The organism is Kitasatospora papulosa (assembly GCF_000717245.1).
Lineage (GTDB): Bacteria > Actinomycetota > Actinomycetes > Streptomycetales > Streptomycetaceae > Streptomyces > Streptomyces papulosus.
The window spans coordinates 195,777-215,112 of record NZ_JNYQ01000008.1 but is presented as its reverse complement, the minus strand read 5'-3'; the positions used below and the strand labels follow the sequence as shown (position 1 = coordinate 215,112).

At 70.9% G+C, this 19,336-nt stretch carries 12 protein-coding genes; 4 read left to right on the top strand and 8 right to left on the bottom strand.

Annotated features, from left to right (window positions below; all coding sequences use genetic code 11):
- Positions 1 to 279: 279 nt before the first annotated feature.
- The 5 genes from IA22_RS0122225 to IA22_RS0122205 form a co-directional block, all read right to left on the bottom strand.
- On the bottom strand, positions 280 to 1,941 hold the full coding sequence (locus tag IA22_RS0122225) for a penicillin-binding transpeptidase domain-containing protein (protein WP_014152699.1): 1,662 nt from the start codon (positions 1,939 to 1,941) through the stop codon (positions 280 to 282).
- 213 nt (positions 1,942 to 2,154) lie between these two features.
- Complete coding sequence (gene cs1 / locus IA22_RS0122220) at positions 2,155 to 3,129, bottom strand: clavaminate synthase Cs1 (RefSeq protein ID WP_014152698.1); 975 nt, start codon at positions 3,127 to 3,129, stop codon at positions 2,155 to 2,157.
- Positions 3,126 to 4,076 carry an agmatinase gene (speB, locus tag IA22_RS0122215; protein ID WP_014152697.1) on the bottom strand — a complete coding sequence of 317 codons (951 nt, stop codon included), beginning with the start codon at positions 4,074 to 4,076 and terminating at the stop codon, positions 3,126 to 3,128. The genes cs1 and speB overlap by 4 nt, the downstream gene beginning before the upstream one ends.
- 43 nt (positions 4,077 to 4,119) lie before the next feature.
- A complete protein-coding gene (locus tag IA22_RS0122210; RefSeq protein WP_038272797.1) occupies positions 4,120 to 5,652 on the bottom strand; it encodes an asparagine synthase-related protein in 1,533 nt (510 codons plus the stop codon).
- Positions 5,652 to 7,367: a thiamine pyrophosphate-binding protein gene (locus tag IA22_RS0122205; RefSeq protein WP_014152695.1), complete on the bottom strand. Its 1,716-nt coding sequence runs from the start codon at positions 7,365 to 7,367 to the stop codon at positions 5,652 to 5,654. The genes IA22_RS0122210 and IA22_RS0122205 overlap by 1 nt, the downstream gene beginning before the upstream one ends.
- 212 nt (positions 7,368 to 7,579) lie before the next feature.
- Here IA22_RS0122205 and argJ point away from each other — a divergent pair, with 212 nt between their 5' ends.
- The 3 genes from argJ (at position 7,580) to IA22_RS0122190 (ending at position 11,270) form a co-directional block, all read left to right on the top strand.
- Positions 7,580 to 8,758: a bifunctional glutamate N-acetyltransferase/amino-acid acetyltransferase ArgJ gene (argJ, locus tag IA22_RS0122200; protein ID WP_015579741.1), complete on the top strand. Its 1,179-nt coding sequence runs from the start codon at positions 7,580 to 7,582 to the stop codon at positions 8,756 to 8,758.
- A gap of 99 nt (positions 8,759 to 8,857) precedes the next feature.
- Positions 8,858 to 9,865 carry an MBL fold metallo-hydrolase gene (locus tag IA22_RS0122195; RefSeq protein WP_030124616.1) on the top strand — a complete coding sequence of 336 codons (1,008 nt, stop codon included), beginning with the start codon at positions 8,858 to 8,860 and terminating at the stop codon, positions 9,863 to 9,865.
- A 655-nt stretch (positions 9,866 to 10,520) separates the two neighbouring features.
- Complete coding sequence (locus IA22_RS0122190) at positions 10,521 to 11,270, top strand: AfsR/SARP family transcriptional regulator (protein ID WP_063828351.1); 750 nt, start codon at positions 10,521 to 10,523, stop codon at positions 11,268 to 11,270.
- An 89-nt stretch (positions 11,271 to 11,359) separates the two neighbouring features.
- Here IA22_RS0122190 and IA22_RS0122185 read toward each other — a convergent pair whose 3' ends face one another.
- Entirely contained in the window at positions 11,360 to 11,653 is a 294-nt protein-coding gene (locus IA22_RS0122185; protein ID WP_014152691.1) for a hypothetical protein, read from the bottom strand.
- 71 nt (positions 11,654 to 11,724) lie between these two features.
- Positions 11,725 to 15,714: a golvesin C-terminal-like domain-containing protein gene (locus IA22_RS0122180; protein ID WP_234434541.1), complete on the bottom strand. Its 3,990-nt coding sequence runs from the start codon at positions 15,712 to 15,714 to the stop codon at positions 11,725 to 11,727.
- 307 nt (positions 15,715 to 16,021) lie between these two features.
- Here IA22_RS0122180 and IA22_RS0122175 point away from each other — a divergent pair, with 307 nt between their 5' ends.
- Positions 16,022 to 17,683 (top strand): ABC transporter substrate-binding protein, encoded by a 1,662-nt coding sequence (locus tag IA22_RS0122175; RefSeq protein WP_015579744.1) that lies wholly within the window; start codon positions 16,022 to 16,024, stop codon positions 17,681 to 17,683.
- A gap of 58 nt (positions 17,684 to 17,741) precedes the next feature.
- On the opposite strand, the gene IA22_RS0122170 is transcribed toward IA22_RS0122175, so the two are convergent.
- Positions 17,742 to 19,208 (bottom strand): LysR family transcriptional regulator, encoded by a 1,467-nt coding sequence (locus IA22_RS0122170; RefSeq protein WP_014152688.1) that lies wholly within the window; start codon positions 19,206 to 19,208, stop codon positions 17,742 to 17,744.
- Positions 19,209 to 19,336: the final 128 nt, after the last annotated feature.

The window sequence follows — 19,336 nt, the reverse complement described above, 5'->3', positions numbered from 1 at the left end:
TGTCCGCCGTCGCGTGTGTGCGGCGTGCGGTGCTCCCGCTCTCCTGCCCACCCGCGGGCGGATCATCGGTGCGGTTTCTCCCGGTCGGTCCGGTGGCCTCGGGGTACACGGCTCGGCTGCCTGCGAGGGCGGAGTCCCTGGTCACACCGTGTCGGTCTGGGCAGCTTATGACCGATCCGGGGAGGCTGCGACCGGGAAGGATCACCGGCCCGCGCCTGAGGGGCGCGGGCCGGCTGTCAGGTACGGAGGGGCGTGGAGGGGGGAGGGCAGGCGAGGGGGTCAGGTGAGGTTCTTCAGGAACCTGGCCGCCACCGGCCCCGCGTCGGCGCCGCCGGATCCGCCGTCCTCCAGCATCACGCACCAGGCCAGGTCATCGGCACCCTGGTAGCCGATCATCCAGGCGTGGGTGCGCGGCGGCTTCTCCTGCCCGAACTCGGCCGTCCCGGTCTTGGCGTGCGGTTCCCCGGGGAGGCCGGTCAGGGCACTGCCCGCCCCGTACGTCACCGTCGCCCGCATCATGTCGCGCAGCGCGCCCGTCACCGACGGGTCGAGCCGTGCGGTCGCCTCGTGCTTCTTCTTGACCGCGTCGGGCACCAGAACCGGCTGCTTGAAGGTGCCCTCCTTCACCGTCGCCGCGATCGACGCCATCACCAGGGGCGACGCCTGCACCCGGGCCTGGCCGATGGTGGACGCCGCGAGGTCGTTGTCGGAGGTGCTCACGGGGACCGACCCGTCGTACGTCGTGTCCCCGACGTCCCACACGCCGCCGATCCCGAAGGCCTCCGCCGCGTCGTGCAGGGCGGAGCCGCCCGCCTTGGCGCGGTTCTCCACGAACATGGTGTTGCAGGACTTCGCGAAGGAGTCCTTGAACGTCGACCCCGCCGGCAGCGTGAACTGGTTCTGGTTCTCGAACCGCTGCCCGTCGACGTGCGCGAACTTCGGACACTTCACCACGTCCGACGGCTTCATGCCCGCCTTCAGCATCGCCGCCGCCGTGACCACCTTGAACGTCGACCCGGGCGGGTACCGCCCGGCCAGCGCCCGGTTGAGGCCACCGGCCGGACGGCTGGAGACGGCCAGGATGTTCCCCGTCGACGGCTCGAGGGCGATCAGGGCGGCGTTCACCTTCAGCCCTTCCATCGCGGCGGCGGCGGCACCCTGCACCTTCGGATCGATGGTGGTCTTCACCGGTTTGCCCGGCTCGGCGCTGCTCTTGGTGAGGGAGGCCTCCGCCTCGCCGGACTGCCGGTCGGCGATCACCACCTCACTGGTGGCCGTACCCCCGCCGCCCCGCAGCTGCTTGTCGTAACGGGCCTCGAGGCCGAAGGCGCCCTTGCCCTGCTCGTCGACCGAGCCGCGCAACGAGGCGGCCTGCAGGTCGTCGCCGTTCGCGTCGAGCACGGGGGCACGTTTCGCCACCGCCTTCAGCGCGAGCGTCTTGCCGTGCTCCAGCCGCGGATGGACCATCGGGGAGCTGAACTCGACGATCCACTGCTCGGCCTTCCGGACCAGGGTGGCCTGTGACTCGTAGCCGAACACACCGACGGCGGGCACGGTGAACCGCGCGGTGTAGGGGACGGTCACCTCACCCTTGTCGTTCTTCTCGCCGTCGCCCGCCGACAGCTTCGTCGCGGTCGGCTTCAGATTGGTCATCACCGAGGACAGCAACGACTCCGCGGTCTTCGGCGAGTCGGACAGCGCCCCCGCCTCAGCGGCCTCGCCCGCCGCCCAGGCATCCAGGAACGCCTGGAGGCTCGCGGTCGCCGCGACCACCTCGGGGTCCTTCTCCGCCCCGTCCTCGGACCACGCCCGGTAGCCCCACCACCCCGCTCCGGCCGCCAGGACGACGGCCACCGCCACACCCAGTACCGGCCCTCTGCTCCGGCCTCGTCGGCCACCGCGGTCATGACGTGCCATCTGCTGCAGGGTGGGGTCCGACACTTGGCGTTGTCTCCTTGTCCACTGCGGATACCTTTGCCGCGACCGGACGGCCTCCGGCCACCTGTGCGACACGCTAACCGCTGCCCCCGGGCGCCGGGCCCCCACGGAGAGTGGCGGGAGAGTGAGCCGAGAGCGCGCAGCACGACGGGGCGGGCCGGTGACGCCCCGCACGTTCGGGGAGCGCCACCGGCCCGCCGGGCCGTCGGGAGCCGGTCAGCGGCGCGGAGTGAAGGCGACCACGTCGCCCGCGCGCTCCCCGCCGGAGAGCTGCCCGAAGCGGTCGGTCCGGATGTAGACCCGGTGCAGCCACCGGTCCGCCCCGTCCCAGCGCGGTGTGAAGGGAGTACGGGCGTGCGTCGTACGGAAGTTGTCGACGATCAGCACGTCACCCGGGATCAGGTGCACGGCCTCCGTGACCTCGTCCAGCGCCTTGGACAGCGACTCCACGGCCTCGACGTCCCTGGGGTCCTCGGGGGCCAGCAGCTCCCGGTCGTACCCGAGCAGCGGGTCCGAGGCATCGCCGTACAGCGGCTTCACCTCGGCTATCGCGCCCGGGTCCTCGACGCCTCCCCGGAAGGCGACGTCGACGCAGCAGGGCACCTTGCGGTCGAACAGATGGGTCCGGAAGCCCTCCGGGACCAGGGGGAGCGCCTTGCGGACCGAGCCGACCAGGGTCGCCGCTCTGCGCTCGTGGTCGGCCCGGGAGCAGGCCAGCATCACGTAGTTCGGCTGGAGCCGGTGGTACGCCATCTCCGTGTGGAACTCCAGCAGTGTCTCGGAGGTCTCCGACGACAGGTGGTGCGCGCCCGGCGACGGGTACACGTCGTGGTAGACGGTGCCGCTGCGCAGCTCCTGGTAGCCGGTGTGCAGGCCGAGCCGCCGGCCCACGATGCCGAGCATGGCCTCCATGGTCAGCAGGGGGCGCTCCGCCGGGGCGGGGGTGGACTCGGGGGTCCGCGGCAGCCGGCCCTCCTCCTCCACGGGCAGCCCGCGCAGCAGGAGGTAGCCGTCCTCGTTGCCGGAGACGTTGAAGGAGTCGAGTGCCTCGGCGAGCGAGGCGGGCAGGTCGGCGGACGCCTCCTTCGCGGCCTCCAGGAAGGCCGGGAGGTCCGCACGCGGCACCGCCGGCAGGCGCGAGGCGAGTTCCAGGAGTTCGTCGCGGAGTGAGGAGCAGTCGATGACGGTCACGCGTCGTTCCTTCCTTTGATGTGAGCGCGGGCGTACTGGTAGAGCAGCTCCGCGCCTATCTCGGTCGCCAGGACGGAGGTGATCCCGGCGTGGTCGTAGAGGGGCGAGACCTCCATGACGTCGAAACCGACCGGACGCAGCTCACCCACGCAGCGCAGCAGGGCCAGCACCTCGCGGGAGGAGAGCCCGCCGGGCGCCGGCGTGCCGGTGCCCGGGGCGAAGGCCGGGTCGGCGACGTCGACGTCGACCGACACGTAGACGGGGCGGTCGCCGATGAGCTCCTGGATGAGTGCGTGGGTCCCGGCGACACCGGTCTCCACGAACTCGTCCGTCGTGACGACACGCACCCCCTTGCCCCGCGCGTAGTCCAGCGAGTCGGGCCGGGGGTTGTGGCCCCTGATTCCGATCTGCACCGTGCGGGCGGGGTCGATGAGGCCTTCGTCGATCCCGTGCCGGAAGGGAGTCCCGTGGTGGAACTCGCCGCCGTAGAAAGCGGGGTTGGTGTCGGAGTGCGCGTCCAGGTGGACCACGGCGACGGGCCCGTGCTGCTCGGCCACGGCACGCAGGGCGGCCAGGGTGAGCGAGTGGTCGCCGCCGAGCATCAGGAAGGCGGCGTTGTCCTGGAGGAGGTCGCGCAGATGGCGGTGGGCCGTCTCCATGGCGATGTGCATGTTGAACGGGGTGAGGTCGATGTCCCCGCCGTCCACGCAGTCGATGAGTTCGAAGGTGCCGGGCCCCCGGTCGATGCCGACCCCGTGGATCAGTCCGGACTCGTTGCGGATGGCACGGGGGCCGAAACGGGCACCCGGCCGGTAGCTCGTGCCGCCGTCGTAGGGGGCACCGATGACCACGACGTCGCGTCCGCTGGGATTCGGGTCGTGCGGCAGACGCATGAAGGTGGGGATCTGCGCGTAACGGGGCGAGATCGTGGTGTCGACACGTTCCACGCTCATCCCTCCTGTCGGTCGGGCCGCGTGCGGCCGGTGCGGTTCACTCGGTCTCCTTCAGGCGTGCGGCCACCTGGTGGACCGCGTCGGCGGTGCGCACCTCGGCGGGCGGCAGTCCTTCGACGACCACCCGGTCGAAGATCTCCCGCACCACCAGGGACTTGGCCCTGTGGACGTCGGCGTCCGGCACCCCGGCGTCCATCAGCAGCAGGCTGAAGGAGGACGTCGTTCCGGAGCCCTCGTGCACGCCGAGCTTCGGCCTGGTGACGGTCTCCTGCGGGAGCAGGGCGCTCATCGCCTCGCGCAGGACCCACTTGTCGCGGCCGTAGCGGCGTTTGAGCCCGGCCTCCAGGGGCACCAGCAGGTCCAGTACGTCGCGGTCCCAGTACGGGTGCGTCGACCAGTGGCCCTGGATGCCGGAGAGCACCGGAGTCATCTCGTTGAGCCCGTCGAACGTGGCCATGTCGAACGCCACGGCGGTGTCCAGCTGGGGCAGCCGGTCCTCGCGGTGCATCCCGGCGAGCGGGATGTCGGCCCCGTAGCCGGTGAGGATCCGGCGGGCCGGACCGTCGAGCGCCCGGTAAAGAGCGGTGAGCGGCAGCAGGTACTCGATGATGTCCGGGTCGACGGACTCGGACGCCCAGATCGCGTAGGGCAGCTGACCGAGCAGGTCCGCGGTCGGGACGGTGATCTCCCGGTGCGCGGAGCCGAGGTGGGTCGCGACCACGCGGGCCTCGGCGAACTCGTTCGCGGCGTCGGTCCCCATGGACAGGGTGTCCAGGGGGCCGTCCGTGTGGGCGGCGGCGAGCGCGGCGACTCCTGAAGAATCGATTCCCCCGGAGAGCACCACCAGTGGCGTGGTGCCACCCGTGCGCGCCTCGACCGCCCGCTCCAGAGTCCTGCGCACCGCGTCGGTGGCGTCGGCCTCGGACCGCACACGCCGTGACAGAGCGGGCGCCCAGGTCCGGTGGGGCACGGCGGTGCCCGTACGGACGTCCAGGTCCAGGACCGTGCCGGCGGGCACCTGGTGGACCCCCGGTACGCGGCGCACCCGGCGCGCGTCGGCGACGGGCCGCCCGGCGGGCGGCGTCCCCGCCGTCGCCGGGACGAGGGCCTTGATCTCGGTGGCGGCGAGGACGCGCCCCGGCGCCGGAAGGGTGTAGAGCGGGACGGACCCCGCGTGGTCGGTGGCCAGGAGCAGCCGGTCACCGAGGGCGGCGGCCGCCGCGAACCGGCCGTTGAGCAGCCGGAACGCGTGCAGGTCGTAGATGCCCAGGAGAGCGAGCACGAGCTGCGCGTCCGTGCGGACGTCGCCGCCGGACGGGAGGAGGGTGAGCAGCTCCTCCCTGTTGTAGAGCTCGCCGGCCAGGACGAGCGCCGTGTCACCGGCGCGGGCCACGGCGTCCCCGGGCGAACCCGAGTGGACGAGCACGGCGTCGAAGGTCTGGTTGCGGAGGGCCTCGGCCACGGATTCGTGGGCGCCCCGGGTGGCGAACACGGGCCCAGGGGCCTGGCCCCCGCCCTTTCGGGCGGAGACCAGGAACCCCGTGGCCGCGGGGAGTGTGTGTGCCATGATCAGATGCTCAGGGCACCGAAGCCGCCGGAGGTGAAGTCGTAGTTCACCGGGACCTCGATCAGGAACGGCCGGCCGAGACCCGCTCCCTTGCGCAGAGCGGCCAGCAGGTCCTCACGCGTGCCCGCCTTCACGGCCTCGACGCCGTTGGCACGGGCGAGTTCGGTGAAGTCCACACCGGTGAACTTGACGGCCGGGTCGTGGGAGCGCTGGTGGCCGAGGTTCTGGTAGAGCTCGATCAGCCCGTTGGTGTCGTTGTTGACGACGACCGTCACGATCGGCAGGTTGAGCCGCGCGATGGTCTCCAGGTCGGCGCTGTTGGAGTGGAAGCCGCCGTCGCCCGCGATGAGGAAGGTGGGCTGGCCGGGGCGGGCCATCTGCGCGCCGATGGCCGCGGGGATGCCGTAGCCGAAGCTGGAGCAGCCGGCCGAGGTCAGGAAGCCGAAGGGCTGGTCGGCGCGGGCGAAGAGCACGCCGTAGTGGCGGAAGAACCCGATGTCGGAGACGATCGTGCCCTCGCCGGCCTCGGCGGTCTCCTCCATCACGGTGTTCATGGAGTCCATCACCTGGTGCACCCGCATGCCGTCGTCGTACTCGGTGGGGTCGGCCAGGAACTCGGCGACCCGCTCGCGGAGCGGAGCGATGTCGTGCGGGGTCTTCTTCGCGACCTCGGCGGTGGCGGAGTCCAGGTGCTCCACGAACGCCAGCACGTCGGTGACGACGTCCACGTCCGGGCGGTACACCCGGGGGATCGGGTTCACCGTCGGGGAGATGCGGACGGTCTTCTTCTCGCCGCCGCGGTCCCACATCGACGGGCGGAGGTCCTCGGCGTAGTCGTACCCGAGGGTCACGATGACGTCGGCGGGACCGAAGAGGGTCTCGAGGGCGGGGAAGGACAGGATGCCGTCCATGTAACCGGTGACCGCACCGTAGTTGAGCGGGTGGCCGTGCGGCAGGACGCCCTTGGCGATGTACGTGGTGATGACGGGGACGTCCAGGCGCTCGGCCAGGGAGCGGATCGCGTCGACGGCACCGGAGCGGATGGCGGCCGCGCCGACCACGAACACCGGGTGCTCGGCACCCGCGACCAGCGCGGCGGCCTCGTCGGCCGCGGTCTTCCAGTCGGCGTGGACGGCTCCGACCGGCTTGGCCGGCGTGTGCGCGGCGGGGTGGGTGACCGAGGCGTCGATGTCGGCGCCGAGCAGGTCGACGGGGACGGAGATGAAGCTGGGACCGACCGGCTCGGTCATCGCGGCGGCGACGGCGGAGTCCACCAGGTCGGTGATCTCGTCGGGGCGCTGCAGCTCGACGGCGTACTTCGTCATGGGACGCATGACGGACACGGAGTCCAGGCACTGGTGCGTGTCGTTGGGGAAGATGTCGTGCGACTCGGACTGCGCGGCCAGCGCGATGACCGGCGAGCGGTCCAGGATCGAGGTGGCCACGCCGGTGGCGAGGTTCGTCATGCCGGGGCCGAGCGTCGCCCAGCAGGCCTGCGGCCGGCCGGTGATGCGGGCCAGCACGTCGGCGGCGACACCGGCGGTGAACTCGTGCCGGGTCAGCACGAAGTCGATCCCCGGCGCCTCGTCGAAGAGGATGGAGGCGGCTTCGCGGCCCACTACACCGAACACGGTCTCCACACCGTGCTCGTGGAGACGCTTGAGCAGTGCGTGTGCGGCCGTGGGGTTGCCACTGGGCTTGGTCGAAACACGGGACATACGGCGTCGTCTCCAGGATGTCGACGGGAAGCGGATTGCCGTCACCGTGCCGGTGTGCTCTCTCCACCGCCTCTCCAGCGCCTATCCGACCCGCGCTGTAGTGCGCCTCGACGGTGCGTGCGGCCGATTCGGGGCTTGCGCGCGGGCCGCCCGTAGTGATGAATAGGAATACGGAATCCCGTATAATAAAGCGACGAGGAAAGAAGGCGATCATGACCGGTACGACGGACCGTGACCCCGCGGGGTTCGTGGTGCACACCGCTCCCGCAGGACTCTCGGACGACGGGCGGGACGACTTCACGGTGCTGGCCTCGACCGTGCCCACGCAGGTCAGCGCGGTGTTCACCAAGTCCCGCTTCTCCGGGCCGAGCGTGGTGCTCAGCCGGGCGGCGGTAGCCGACGGGCAGGCGCGCGGAGTCGTCGTCCTCGCGCGGAACGCCAATGTCGCCACCGGTGTGGAGGGGGAGAGCAACGCCCGGGAGATCCGGGACACGGTGGCCGCCGCCGCTGGGCTCCCGGAGGACGAGCTGCTGATCGCCTCCACCGGGGTGATCGGCCTGCAGTACCCGATGGAGCAGATCCGTGAGCACATCAAGACGCTCTCGTGGCCCTTCCCGGACGGTGGGTTCGACCGCGCGGCGCGGGCCATCATGACGACCGACACCCGCCCCAAGGAGGTCAGGGTGCGCTGCGGCGAGGCGACGCTCGTGGGCATCGCCAAGGGGGTCGGGATGCTGGAGCCCGACATGGCCACGCTGCTGACCTTCTTCGCCACCGACGCCCTGCTGCCCCAGGACACGCAGGACCGGATCTTCCGCGGCGTCATGGACCGCACCTTCAACGCCGTGTCCATCGACACCGACACCTCGACCAGCGACACGGCGGTCCTGTTCGCCAACGGCCTGGCCGGCGAGGTGGATCCGGCGGAGTTCGAGGAGGCGCTGCACGAGGTCGCGCTCGCCCTGGTGAAGAACATCGCCTCCGACGGCGAGGGCGCCAGCAAGCTGATCGAGGTGCGGGTCACCGGGGCCCGGGACGTGGCGCAGGCGAAGCGTGTCGGCAAGACCGTGGTCAACTCGCCGCTGGTCAAGACCGCGGTGCACGGCAGCGACCCCAACTGGGGCCGGGTGACGATGGCGATCGGCAAGTGCACCGACGACACCGACATCCTCCAGGAGAACGTCAGCGTCCAGTTCGGCGGGACCACCGTCTACCCGCAGCGCGCCGACGGCCCCGGGGACGCCGAACTGCGCAAGGCCGTCGCCGAGCACATGAGCGGCAGCGAGGTCGTGATCGGCATCGGCCTGGGCATCGGGGACGGGGAGTTCACCGTCTACGGATGCGACCTGACGGAAGGTTACGTACGCCTGAACTCCGAGTACACGACCTGATCCGCTCCGCCTCGGCCCGCCGCTGACTCAAATGCGCCGCCTCGCCGTGACTGCTCCGTAGGGTGACGGTTGATCAGCACAACGTGAACGAGGTGGCGCATGAGTCAGTCGCGAAGGTCGGTTCTCCAGGGCGTTCTGGGTGCGGGGGCGGCGGGTCTGCTGGTCGGCGGGGCCGCCCCGCTGCCGGCCGCCCGCCCCCGCGCGGTCGCGAAGAGTGCCGAACTCGGTCTGCGCTGGCTGGGCGTCGCGGGCTGGGAGCTTTCCTTCGCGGGCCGCAGCGTGCTCTTCGACCCCTACCTGAGCCGCATGCCGTACGCCGACGCGGACGGCGGCCTCGACCCGGCGCTCCCGCTGCGCCTGGACACCGACGCGGTGGACCACGTGGCGGAGAAGGAACTGGCCGGGGTGCCCGAGCTGATCCTCGTCAGCCACGGGCACTTCGACCACCTCGCCGATGTGCCGCACCTGTTGTCGCGCCCGGGCTGGAGCGGGCGACGCGTGCGGACCCTCTGCGACACGACGTCGCGGCATCTGCTCGAGGCCATGGGGACGCCCGCGCACCGCATGGCCGACGTGGTGGCCGTGAACGGGGGGGACCACCTCCAGTTCGACGGATACAGCGTGGAGGTGTTCCGCAGTCTGCACAGCAGGCAGCAGGACTACACCTCCTTCGCCCCCGGGACGCGGGACGCCGTCCCGGCGCGGCCCCGGACCCTCGGTGATCTGGTTGAGGGGCAGACGCTGGCCTTCCAGGTGTCCGTGGAAGGGGGCCCGTCGGTCCTGCTGACCGGGACCAGCAACGTGGCGGAGCGCGAACTGGCGGGCGCGCGGCCCGATGTGGCGGTGGTCGGGATGAGCGGGTACTCCGCCGTCCACGGTTACCCGGACCGGCTGCTCACCGCTCTGGGGTCACCGTCCCTGCTCCTGCCCTGTCACCACGACGACATGGTGACCCCGCTGGGCAGCTCCGGAATCTCCGGAACGTCGTCCTCCGACGCGGTGACCGCCCTGACGAAGGCCGTCGAACGCCAGGGCTGGGCGGGTGGCACGCGCGTGCTGGCCCCCCGGCACCTGGAGCTGCTCGACGTCACGGATGCGGCCGTCTGAACCGATCCTCCTGCCCGCCCGGCCCGGCTCCGACCGGCCTGTCCGCCGGTCGGAGCCGCCGGGCGTCGCGTTTCGGTGGGTCCGACGGCGCCCTCCGGCCCCCCGGGGCACGGGTTTTCGCCATCACTGGACTAGTCCACTGAAAGTATGGATCTTGGTCCGGATCGATGCGCTGGGTAATCACACTCTCCATACATGATCCTCATGTGCTTCACCGTGGACGCACACACTCCGCAAGAGCCCTACGCCCCCAGGGGTCGTGACCGGCCGTACACCGTACGTCGAGACTTGCGGTGACTACTCCGTGCGATACGTGATCATGCATTCTCGGCCGCCGTGCGCCGCGCGCGTTATCCGTGGATTTCCCTCGCGCACACTTTCGAGGCCTCCAGCGCGATGGTTTTCAGCCGCCCTGGTCAAGGCCTCGTTGACGCGGTGGAGTTGGCTCATTACTGTCCCGACTTGACAGTCCGGAACATCGCTACGCGCGTAGTGGCCGGGTCGTGATCACCGTATTCGCTTCACCGACCGGCGCAGCACAAGGTATTGCCTTGCACACATCGAGCAGTTCATGGCACCAAGAAGAGTCGTGGACAGGCAGAACGGGAGACCCCCTGTGGTCGGCGTGCAGATTCGTATATTGGGTCCGATCTCCATGATTTCCCAGAACGTTCCCGTCCCCCTCGCCGGGCAGCGGCAACTCAGGGTTCTCACCGCCCTCGCACTTGTGTCGGGGAGGACCGTCAACACTCCCGAACTCATCTCCCAGCTCTGGGGCGAGCACCCACCGCGCACCGCCCCTGGACAGCTGCAGACGAGTGTGTGGATGATCCGCCGCGCGCTGGCCTCGGTCGGCGCGCCGCAGGAGACCGTCCTGTCGACGGCTTCCGGATACCAGCTCGACCCCGCCTACTGCGAGATCGACAGCGATATCTTCCGGCGCAATGTCGCGACCGCGAAGAAGCTGGTTCGTGCGGATCTCAAGGAGGAGGCGCTGGACCTCCTCAGAGATGCCCTCGCCCTCTGGCGAGGCCCTGCCCTGGCCACGATATCGAGCAGTGCGCTGCAGACACGGGCCGCCCGGCTGGAAGAGGAGCGGGTCGCCGCACTGCAGCAACGAATTGGCCTGGAAATAACTCTGGGTCAATACGAGGAGGCCATCGTTGAACTCACCGATCTCATAGTTCTTCATCCTCTCAGGGAAGAGCTGTACGCCCATTTGATGCAGGCGCTCTATCTCTCCGGGAGACAGGCCGACGCCCTCGCCGTCTTCCGAAGAGCCCGCAGCACGCTGACGGACGAGCTCGGCATCTACCCGGGCCCACGGCTGACCACGCTGGAGCGGGCGATCCTCCGTCAGGACGCCGACATGCTCTCCGCCGTGCCGGGGCTGGCCCGGCGCTGATCCCGTCCGACCACGACCGCGCTCCCCGGCGCATGCGCCGGGGAGCGCGGTCGTGTGTCAGGGGCGGACGGCCGGGGAGCTGCCGTGTGTCAGGGGCCGAAGCCCGTCCAGGCGACGGCCGCGGCGCCGCCCAGCACCACGACCTGCACCGCCACCGTCGTCCAGGCCCGCACCGCGGCCGCGGTGCCGGCGGAGACCAGCAGGGCGACCAGGCACACGAGTGCGGCATCGGATGCCTCACCGCTGACCGCGGCACGGTCCGGACTGCCCGTCAGGCCGCCGGAGACGACCACGCCGAGGAGCAGGACCGTCAGCAGCGCGGCGTCCAGCAGGAGCAGCGCCAGGGCCGCCCCGATGTCGCCACGACGGGACACGTGCCTCATCGTTCACCTCCGGTGGGGCGGCGTGCCCTCCCCGTGCGGGGAGGGCACGCCGGTGTCGCGAGGGCGGGGGGTCAGAGCCCCATGCCCTGCATCGTCCGTTCCAGGGAGTCCGCGTACAGCCGGGCCCCCCCGACCTTCGGGTGGAAGGACTGCGCGGAGGCGCCGAGCTGCAGGATCGGCCAGTCGATCGCCGGCTCGTCGCTCTCCACCAGGTCCAGCACGATGCCGTGGACCTGCTCGGGGTCACCGCAGACGGCCTTGCCCGCGAAGTTCTGCGCGGGGTTGGAGTACCAGGCCTTGGTTCCGGCGGCCTTGGCGTCGTCGACGGCGCCCTGCATCTCGGTGGCGAGCGTGGCCGCCATGCCGTTCAGCCAGGGAGCCTCCCCGGTGCCGATGCCGGGAATGCACTGCCCCGACTTCTCCAGCAGGGGCGGGTAACCCATCAGGACGATCTTGGCGTTGGGCGCCTTCGCCTGGATCTTCTTGAGCGCGTCCGTGATGGCCGGCCGCACGCGCTCCTTGGCGAGACGCTCGGCCGCCACACCGATGTTCAGGCCCTGGTAGGCCGCGTCGTCCACATGGGAGTCGTCGTCCTCGAACTTCTGGTCCTGGCACAGCGTCGGCCAGCCCACGCCACCGAAGATGCACTTCTGGATGATGTAGGCGAACCGTGCGTCGTTACCGCCGATGGAGATCGTCACCAGGCTGGTGTTCTGGTCGAGGTAGCCCTTGGAGAGCTGGGGCAGCTCGCCGTTCTCGCCGACGCTCGCGATGTTGTAGGTGCGGGCGCCGGAGCAGGCGATGAGGTGGTAGTCCATGGCCGCTGAACGGTTGTCGTCCATCGAGCCCACGGACGCCGAGCGTCCGGGGATCGTGGCCTGACGGGACCACGTCTGCTTCGAGCGGTGGCAGGCGTTGCGGGTCGAGGGATTGCTGGAGTCCCGGTAGTTGGTCTCCCTGTAGTAGTCGACACCGCCGGCGGCCGAGGCGCCCTCACCCGAGGAGTAGGAGTCGCCCATCGCGACCACCATGTCCTTGGGCTTGGCCGACAACGGCTGGAAGCCCGCCGCGTCCCACGCGACGTCCTCGGACCCGCTGCCGTCGGCCGAGTGCGTGGAGAGCGAGATCTTCGGGGTGGAGGTGAACTGGAACACCCCGAGGGAGACCCACTTGTTCTCCAGCACGCGCTGCGGGTGCACGCGTACCGGGCTGGTGCTGGTGGTCCCCGAAATGGTGTACGAGGCCTGCCGGGTGTGAGCTCCGTGGTCGGGGAGGTGCACCCAGACCCTGGCCCAGCCGGTCATGCCGTTGGTGAGGGTCCACGTGCCGGTCGTCTTCATCCGGGCGCCTTCGGCGGTCGCCTGGTTCCTGGTGTGCCCGAACCAGAAGTGGTTGCCGTAACCGGCGCCGATCTGGTGGGTGTCGATCTTGCCCGGGTAGTTGGCGCCGTCGGCGGTGAAGGTGAAGCCGAAGGTGCCCGGCGAGGTCGTCGCCCCGCAGCTCCGTCCCGGCGAGCCGGTGGGGGTGACCCCGGAGGCGACGTCGTCGATCACGTAGGTGCCGGAGGGCAGCCCGCTGGAGCACCGGGGCGGGTACGCGTTGCCGTCGGGCTGTTCGGGATAGGTGGCGTCGAACCGGTGGAGGGCGTAACCGCAGGCACCGGCCTGGCAGCTCTTCCACTCGGCCTTCTTGTTCCACCAGCAGTGCAGGTAGAACTCGTCGGCCGGGTTGTTGAGCTGGCACGCTCCGTTGGTGCCGGTGTCACCCTCCTTGATCTTGCTCGGATCGCAGTTGTTGGAGGAGTCGCAGAACAGTCCGACCGGCGGCTTGGCCAGCGTCCGCTGGTCGGTGGCGGTCCACCAGGCGGCGCGGTAACCGGGCTGGAAGTCACCGGGGGCGAACATGGCGGAGATCGGACGGGCCGCCCAGCCGATCACCTTCTCCTGGTACGGCCAGTCCTGCGGGTGCGCGGCGTGCGTGTAGTCGTCGCCTCCCGCGGCGCTCTCCAGGAAGGGGGTGCGGTTCGCCTTCCACAGCGCGTTGGCCGGGTTGTTGGTGTAGCCGACGCCCCAGTGTCCGCCGTGCGAGCCGGCGCTGGACTGCGGGTAGAAGCCGGAGTTGTACGCCCAGAGGGCGAAGAACCAGTTCTCGATGTACTCCGGGCTGCCGCCGTTGACGGTCATGCCGGCGCCGCGCGTCTGGTTCCACTTGTCGACGAGGATGTTGACGCCCGCGGCGATGTTCGCGGTGTAGTCGAGGGCGATGGCCTCCTGCTTCTGCACGGACAGCGCGGTCTCGCCGGGCTTTTCGCGACCGGCCTTGCGCATGCCGTCGGTCACCTGGACGATGCCGTAACCACAGTCGGCGGAGGCCCAGTTGATCGCCCACGGGTCCGAGGACTGGCCGTCGGAACCATGGCTGATGCCGTAGTAGTTGCCGATCAGCGTGTTGGCCGTGACGCCGGGGACGGCGAAGCGGGTGGCCTGCCACATGTTGGATTCCTGGGCGGTGATGCCCAGCATCACCTGCGCGGGGATGTGGTAGCCGTCGGACGCGTCAGGCGTGCCGTTGGGGTCGCCCGCCATGGTCTTGAGAGGGAAGAGGGACTGCGGCTGGTAGGCCGACATCCCGGTGTTCTTCCAGTTGGCGGCCCGGGAGATGTGGGAGTTCAGCTTCCCGACGACGGCCTGGTCCACCGCCCACTCGACCTGGCGGGGGGTCGGCTGGAAAGCCTGCTTCTTGACGTCCCCGCGCGGCACCGAGCAGTAGCGCTCGTCCTCGACCGGGTTCGTCGGCGAAGCGGCGGCGAGCCTCGGCGCGTCCGTCGTGCTTCCGCCGGTGAGCGCCGGCGAGGTCGCGAGACCGCCGGCCGTCTTCGCCGTGGAGCCGACCGTCGTTCCCGGCCGGGAGTCCAGGGTGACCTTGCGGCCCGTCTTCAGGATCTGCATCTCGGTCCGGGCGGTCCGCGCCGAGGCGGCCTCCTGGGGAGCGATCCGGGAGTCCTTGCCGTCGGCCCAGGCCGTGGTGACGGCAGCCTCGCCCCGTGTGGACAGGGCGGCTCCCTTGGCCACCCCGGCGGGCATGCGTACGGACGAGGGCAGAGTGCCTGCGGCCTCGGCCGTGCCGGTGACGTAGACCTTGCCGGTACGGGCGGAGCGGGCCAGGTCGAAGTCGGTGAGAGCGCCGGTGGCCAGGCGCTGTGTGCGGCCGGCGGCCTCGGAGGCGCCCAGCAGCGCGGCGGGGGCGCGGCGGACCTCCGCCCGCTCGGTCGTGACCTTCGTCTTCGCGGCCTTCGTGGTGCTGCCGGGCCGGTCGATGTAGACGACCGAGCCGTCACCGGCGGCGGTGAGCTGGAAGGGCACACCGGCGGTGCGTGCGGCGACGCGCACCTTGCCCGACGCGGCGACCTTGACCAGCCGGGCGCCCTGCGCGGCGGCGTAGCCGTCGGCGAGGGGGACGGCGGAGGTGACCTGGCCGGGCAGCTCCAGCGGCTTCGCCGCCTTGCCGCTCGCGGTGTCCACGCCCACCAGACGGGTCTCGTTGCGCTCCGATTCGTCGTCGGAGAACTGAGAGAAGACGGCCTTCTCCGAGGCGCCGCAGCCGGGCGAGAAGTAGCTCAGGCTGGACTGCACGGGAAGCTTGGTGACCTTACCGGTCGCCAGGTCGACGATCGCCGTGAAGGCGCCGCGGGTCATCAACGCGGGCTTGTTGGTGAACGTACGGGGCGCGTAGGTGACGGCCGCGCGCTTCCCGGAGGCGGTCAGGCAGGCGTTCCCGATCCAGGTGTCGGTGTCGAAACCGGGTTCGGAGAGGGTCGCCGCGGTCCGCCACCGGTAGCCGTCGTCGGCGGCGGCCACCATGACGTGGAAACCGGTGGCGTCACCCGAGGTGGTCCACGCCAGGTCGTCCGAGGTGCGGTGACCGGAGCCCAGGAGGGCGGCGCGGTCCTTCGCGGGTACCGCTTCGGGGAGTTCGGCGGGGCCGGGCTTCGCGGCCTTGGCCTCGTCCTTCTGGGACCAGCCCTGGGCGGCGCCCGGAGGAGGTGTGGGGGTCTTGGCCACCGACAGCGACGGATAACCCGCCAGAAGTGCCGTAGCGGCGACGGTTATGACAGATATCTGCCATCTTTTTCTTCGGGACACGTTCAGCTCGCCTCTCGCCTACGCCCACGTCGCGCGTGGGGAAGCGGGCGTCCGCTTCGCGCGTGGGGGGACGCGAGCACATCAGCTCGGGCTCTTCACCCCCTCTCACTCCTCTCTTCCGCTATACCGACCGGCCGTCGGCTATGCGCCCGTGCCCCCACGCACCGCCCGGGAACCCGGGACCGCCGCAGAATGGCGCGGACATCACCGCGAGAAGGGCTGGGACATGGAGACCGAACAGTCGGGCACCACCGGCTTCGACGCCGCCGTCGACGGCGTGGTAGCCCCGACCGACGAGCTGGGCGGGACTCTCCGCCTGGTCCGCACCGACGACTTCGACTCGCTCGACCCCGGCAACACGTACTACGCCTACACCTGGAACTTCTTGCGCCTCATCGGCCGGACCCTGGTGACCTTCGACACCGCGCCCGGCAAGGCCGGGCAGCGGCTCGTGCCCGACCTGGCGGAGTCGCTCGGCGAGAGCTCCGACGGCGGAAGGACCTGGACGTACCGGCTGCGCCCCGGCCTCCTCTACGAGGACGGCACTCCCGTCGTCGCCGCGGACGTCAAGTACGCGATCGCCAGGAGCAACTACGGCACGGACGTACTGGGCGTCGGCCCCACCTACTTCCGCCACCTGCTGGGCACCGACTACGGCGGCCCGTGGCGCGAGCCCGAGGTGGACGGACCGGTCACCGTCGAGACCCCGGACGACCGCACCCTCGTCCTCAGGCTGGCCGAACCCTTCGCAGGCATGGACCTGCTGGCCACCATGCCGAGCACCACACCGGTCCCCAGGGACCGCGACACCGGCATCGGATACCGCCTGGGACCCGTGGCCACCGGGCCGTACCGCGTCGAGTCCTACGAGCGCGGGAAGCTCGTCGTCCTGGAGCGCAACCCGCACTGGGACCCGGAGACCGATCCCGTACGCCGGCAGCGGGCCGAACGCATCGAGGTGCACCTGGGCAAGGACCCGCACGAGGTGGACCGGATGCTCCTCTCCGGCGAGGCGCACATCGACCTCGCGGGCTTCGGGGTCCAGCCCGCCGCCCAGGAGCGCATCCTGGCGGATCCCGAGCTGCGCGCCAACACGGACAACCCGCTCACCGGATTCACCTGGATCTACTGCCTGTCCAGCCGGATCGCGCCGTTCGACAACGTGCACTGCCGGCGCGCCGTGCAGTTCGCCACGGACAAGGCCGCCATGCAGGAGGCGTACGGAGGCCCCGTCGGCGGCGACATCGCCACCACGATCCTCCCGCCGACCATCGACGGCTACCAGCCCTTCGACCGCTACCCCGTGGGCGAGGACGCCACCGGGGACCTGGAGGCGGCCCGTGCCGAACTGGCCCTCGCCGGGATGCCGGACGGGTTCCGCACGAAGATCGCAGCCCGCAAGGACCGCCTCAAGGAGTACCGGGCGGCCGAGGCGCTGTCCGCCGGGCTCGCCCGCGTGGGCATCGAGGCCGAGGTGCTGGACTTCCCGTCCGGCGACTACTTCGACCGCTACGGCGGCAGCCCCGAGTACCTGCGCGAGCACGGCATCGGGATCATCATGTTCGGCTGGGGTGCCGACTTCCCCGACGGGTACGGCTTCTTCCAGCAGATCGTCGACGGGCGCGCGATCAAGGAACGCGGCAACCAGAACATGGGGGAGCTCGACGACCCGGAGATCAACGGCCTCCTGGACAAGGGAGCCGTCAGCGGGGACCCCGAGGAACGTGCGGCCATCTGGCACCGGATCGACCGGCTGACCATGGACCACGCCGTGATCGTCCCCTACCTCTACCCGCGTTCGCTCCTCTACCGCCACCCGGACGCCCGCAACGTGCTCGTCACCGGGTCGTTCGGGATGTACGACTACGTGGCGCTCGGCGCGAAGTGACCGCCCGGCGGGGGGGGGGGGGGGGGGGCCCCCCCCCCCCCCCCCCCCCGCCGCTGTCTCAGCCCCGGCCGGCGACGGCGGGCCGGGCGGCACCGCGCTCGGCCCGGCCCGGACGCCCCACGGCTCCCCGGGACGAACGGTGCGCGCGGCGCTGCGTGGTGCCCGGCTCCGCCGGCGGCACGGTGTCCCGCTGCCCCGTGAGACCCACCGCGTGCAGTTCGGCCTCGAAGGACGCCAGCCGGTCCAGGAACTGCCGGGTCGGTGCCGTCAGATCCGTACCACGCGAGCTGCGCACCAACAGACTCGCCCCGAGGCGGAGTTCGAGCCGGTGGATGCGCCGGGTGAGAGCCGACTGGCTGATCGAGAGGACCGCCGCGGCGCGGTTGATGCTGCCGTGGTCCGCCACCGCCCGCAGCAGATGGAGGTCCTCGACATCGATCTGCGCCGACTCGGCGGGCAGGGCCGGAGGGGTCCGGAGACTGTGCGCCGCGTCCTCGGTGCGCCGGGCCAGCTCCCCCCGCTGCCCACGCAGCCAGTCCGCCCACCACGGATCGCGCAGCAGGTCCCCGTGCCGCTCGGTGAACCTGCTCAGGCAGCGGTCCGTCAGCAACGCGGCCAGTTGCTGGGCCAGCGCGCCGGGGACGACGGCGGGATCGACCAGCAGACCGGCGGCCCGCCGCGGCCGTTCCCGCAGCGAGCGGCGCACCAGCGAGGGGGCGAACACGGCCGGGCAGGCCGGTGAGCCCAGCCCGACGGCGTCACCGCGGCGCAGCATCCCCCGCGCCACCGAGGCCCCGGCGACCTGGATACGGGCGGGCGGAGTGAGACCGGCCGACTGGTAGACCCTGCTGACCAGGACCTCCCCGCGGGGACCGGCCTCCGACACCCAGTTCTCGTCCCGCAGATCGGCGAGGGAGACGGTGTCACGGCCCGCCAGCGGATGCCCGACGGGCAGGGTCACCCAGAGCGGGTCGTCGAGGACGTCGTAGGTGCGGACCGTGCGGTCGACCGCGTGCGAGAGGACGTCCAGACCCCACGTGTGCGCGGCGTCCACCCGGTAGCCGTCGAGCTGTCTGAGCACCTGCAGGGGAGTGTCGTGACTGACCGACAGGAGGATGCCCAGGGTGTCGGCCGCGTCCTCGACCAGATCCTCCATCAGCGGTTCGGCGGTGGCGATGTCCAGGATGCGGGGCGCGTTCAGGGCCTCGGTCCCGCGTCCGTAGATCTCGGTCTGTACCGCCTGGTCGACCTGCCGGAAGAAGCGCCGCCCCGCCACGAGCACCCGGGCGCCCTCCGTGCTGAGCCGGGCGGTACGCGCGTCCCGCAGCGTCAGCCGCAGCCCGGTCGCCTGGTCCAGCCGGTCGAGCCGACGCTCCGCGGCCGCCGCTCTCAGCCCCGCCCTGCGAGCCGCCTCGGCGAGGTCGCCGCACTGTCCGATCGCGTCCAGCAGTCGAAGATCCGGACGCGACAGGGGCAAGCGCGTCAACCGGTCGGGAACGGAGGGCACGGGTATCGCAGAGGGCACGGACGGCTTCCTTACGGTTATGGATGACGCCTGTTCTTCACCTGTGACGGCCTGATGCGGATCACGTTAGGCAGGCGTTCTCTTCGCTCGCTCCTCTCGTCGGCGCGCCCCCGGACAGCACGACGGCG

Bases quoted from the DNA above. Each gene is read 5' to 3' on its own strand.
- IA22_RS0122175 (WP_015579744.1), top strand. From the start codon at position 16,022: ATGGAGACCGAACAGTCGGGCACCACCGGCTTCGACGCCGCCGTCGAC.
- IA22_RS0122185 (WP_014152691.1), bottom strand. From the start codon at position 11,653: ATGAGGCACGTGTCCCGTCGTGGCGACATCGGGGCGGCCCTGGCGCTG.
- IA22_RS0122205 (WP_014152695.1), bottom strand. From the start codon at position 7,367: ATGTCCCGTGTTTCGACCAAGCCCAGTGGCAACCCCACGGCCGCACAC.
- IA22_RS0122195 (WP_030124616.1), top strand. From the start codon at position 8,858: ATGAGTCAGTCGCGAAGGTCGGTTCTCCAGGGCGTTCTGGGTGCGGGG.
- argJ (WP_015579741.1), top strand. From the start codon at position 7,580: ATGACCGGTACGACGGACCGTGACCCCGCGGGGTTCGTGGTGCACACC.
- IA22_RS0122190 (WP_063828351.1), top strand. From the start codon at position 10,521: ATGATTTCCCAGAACGTTCCCGTCCCCCTCGCCGGGCAGCGGCAACTC.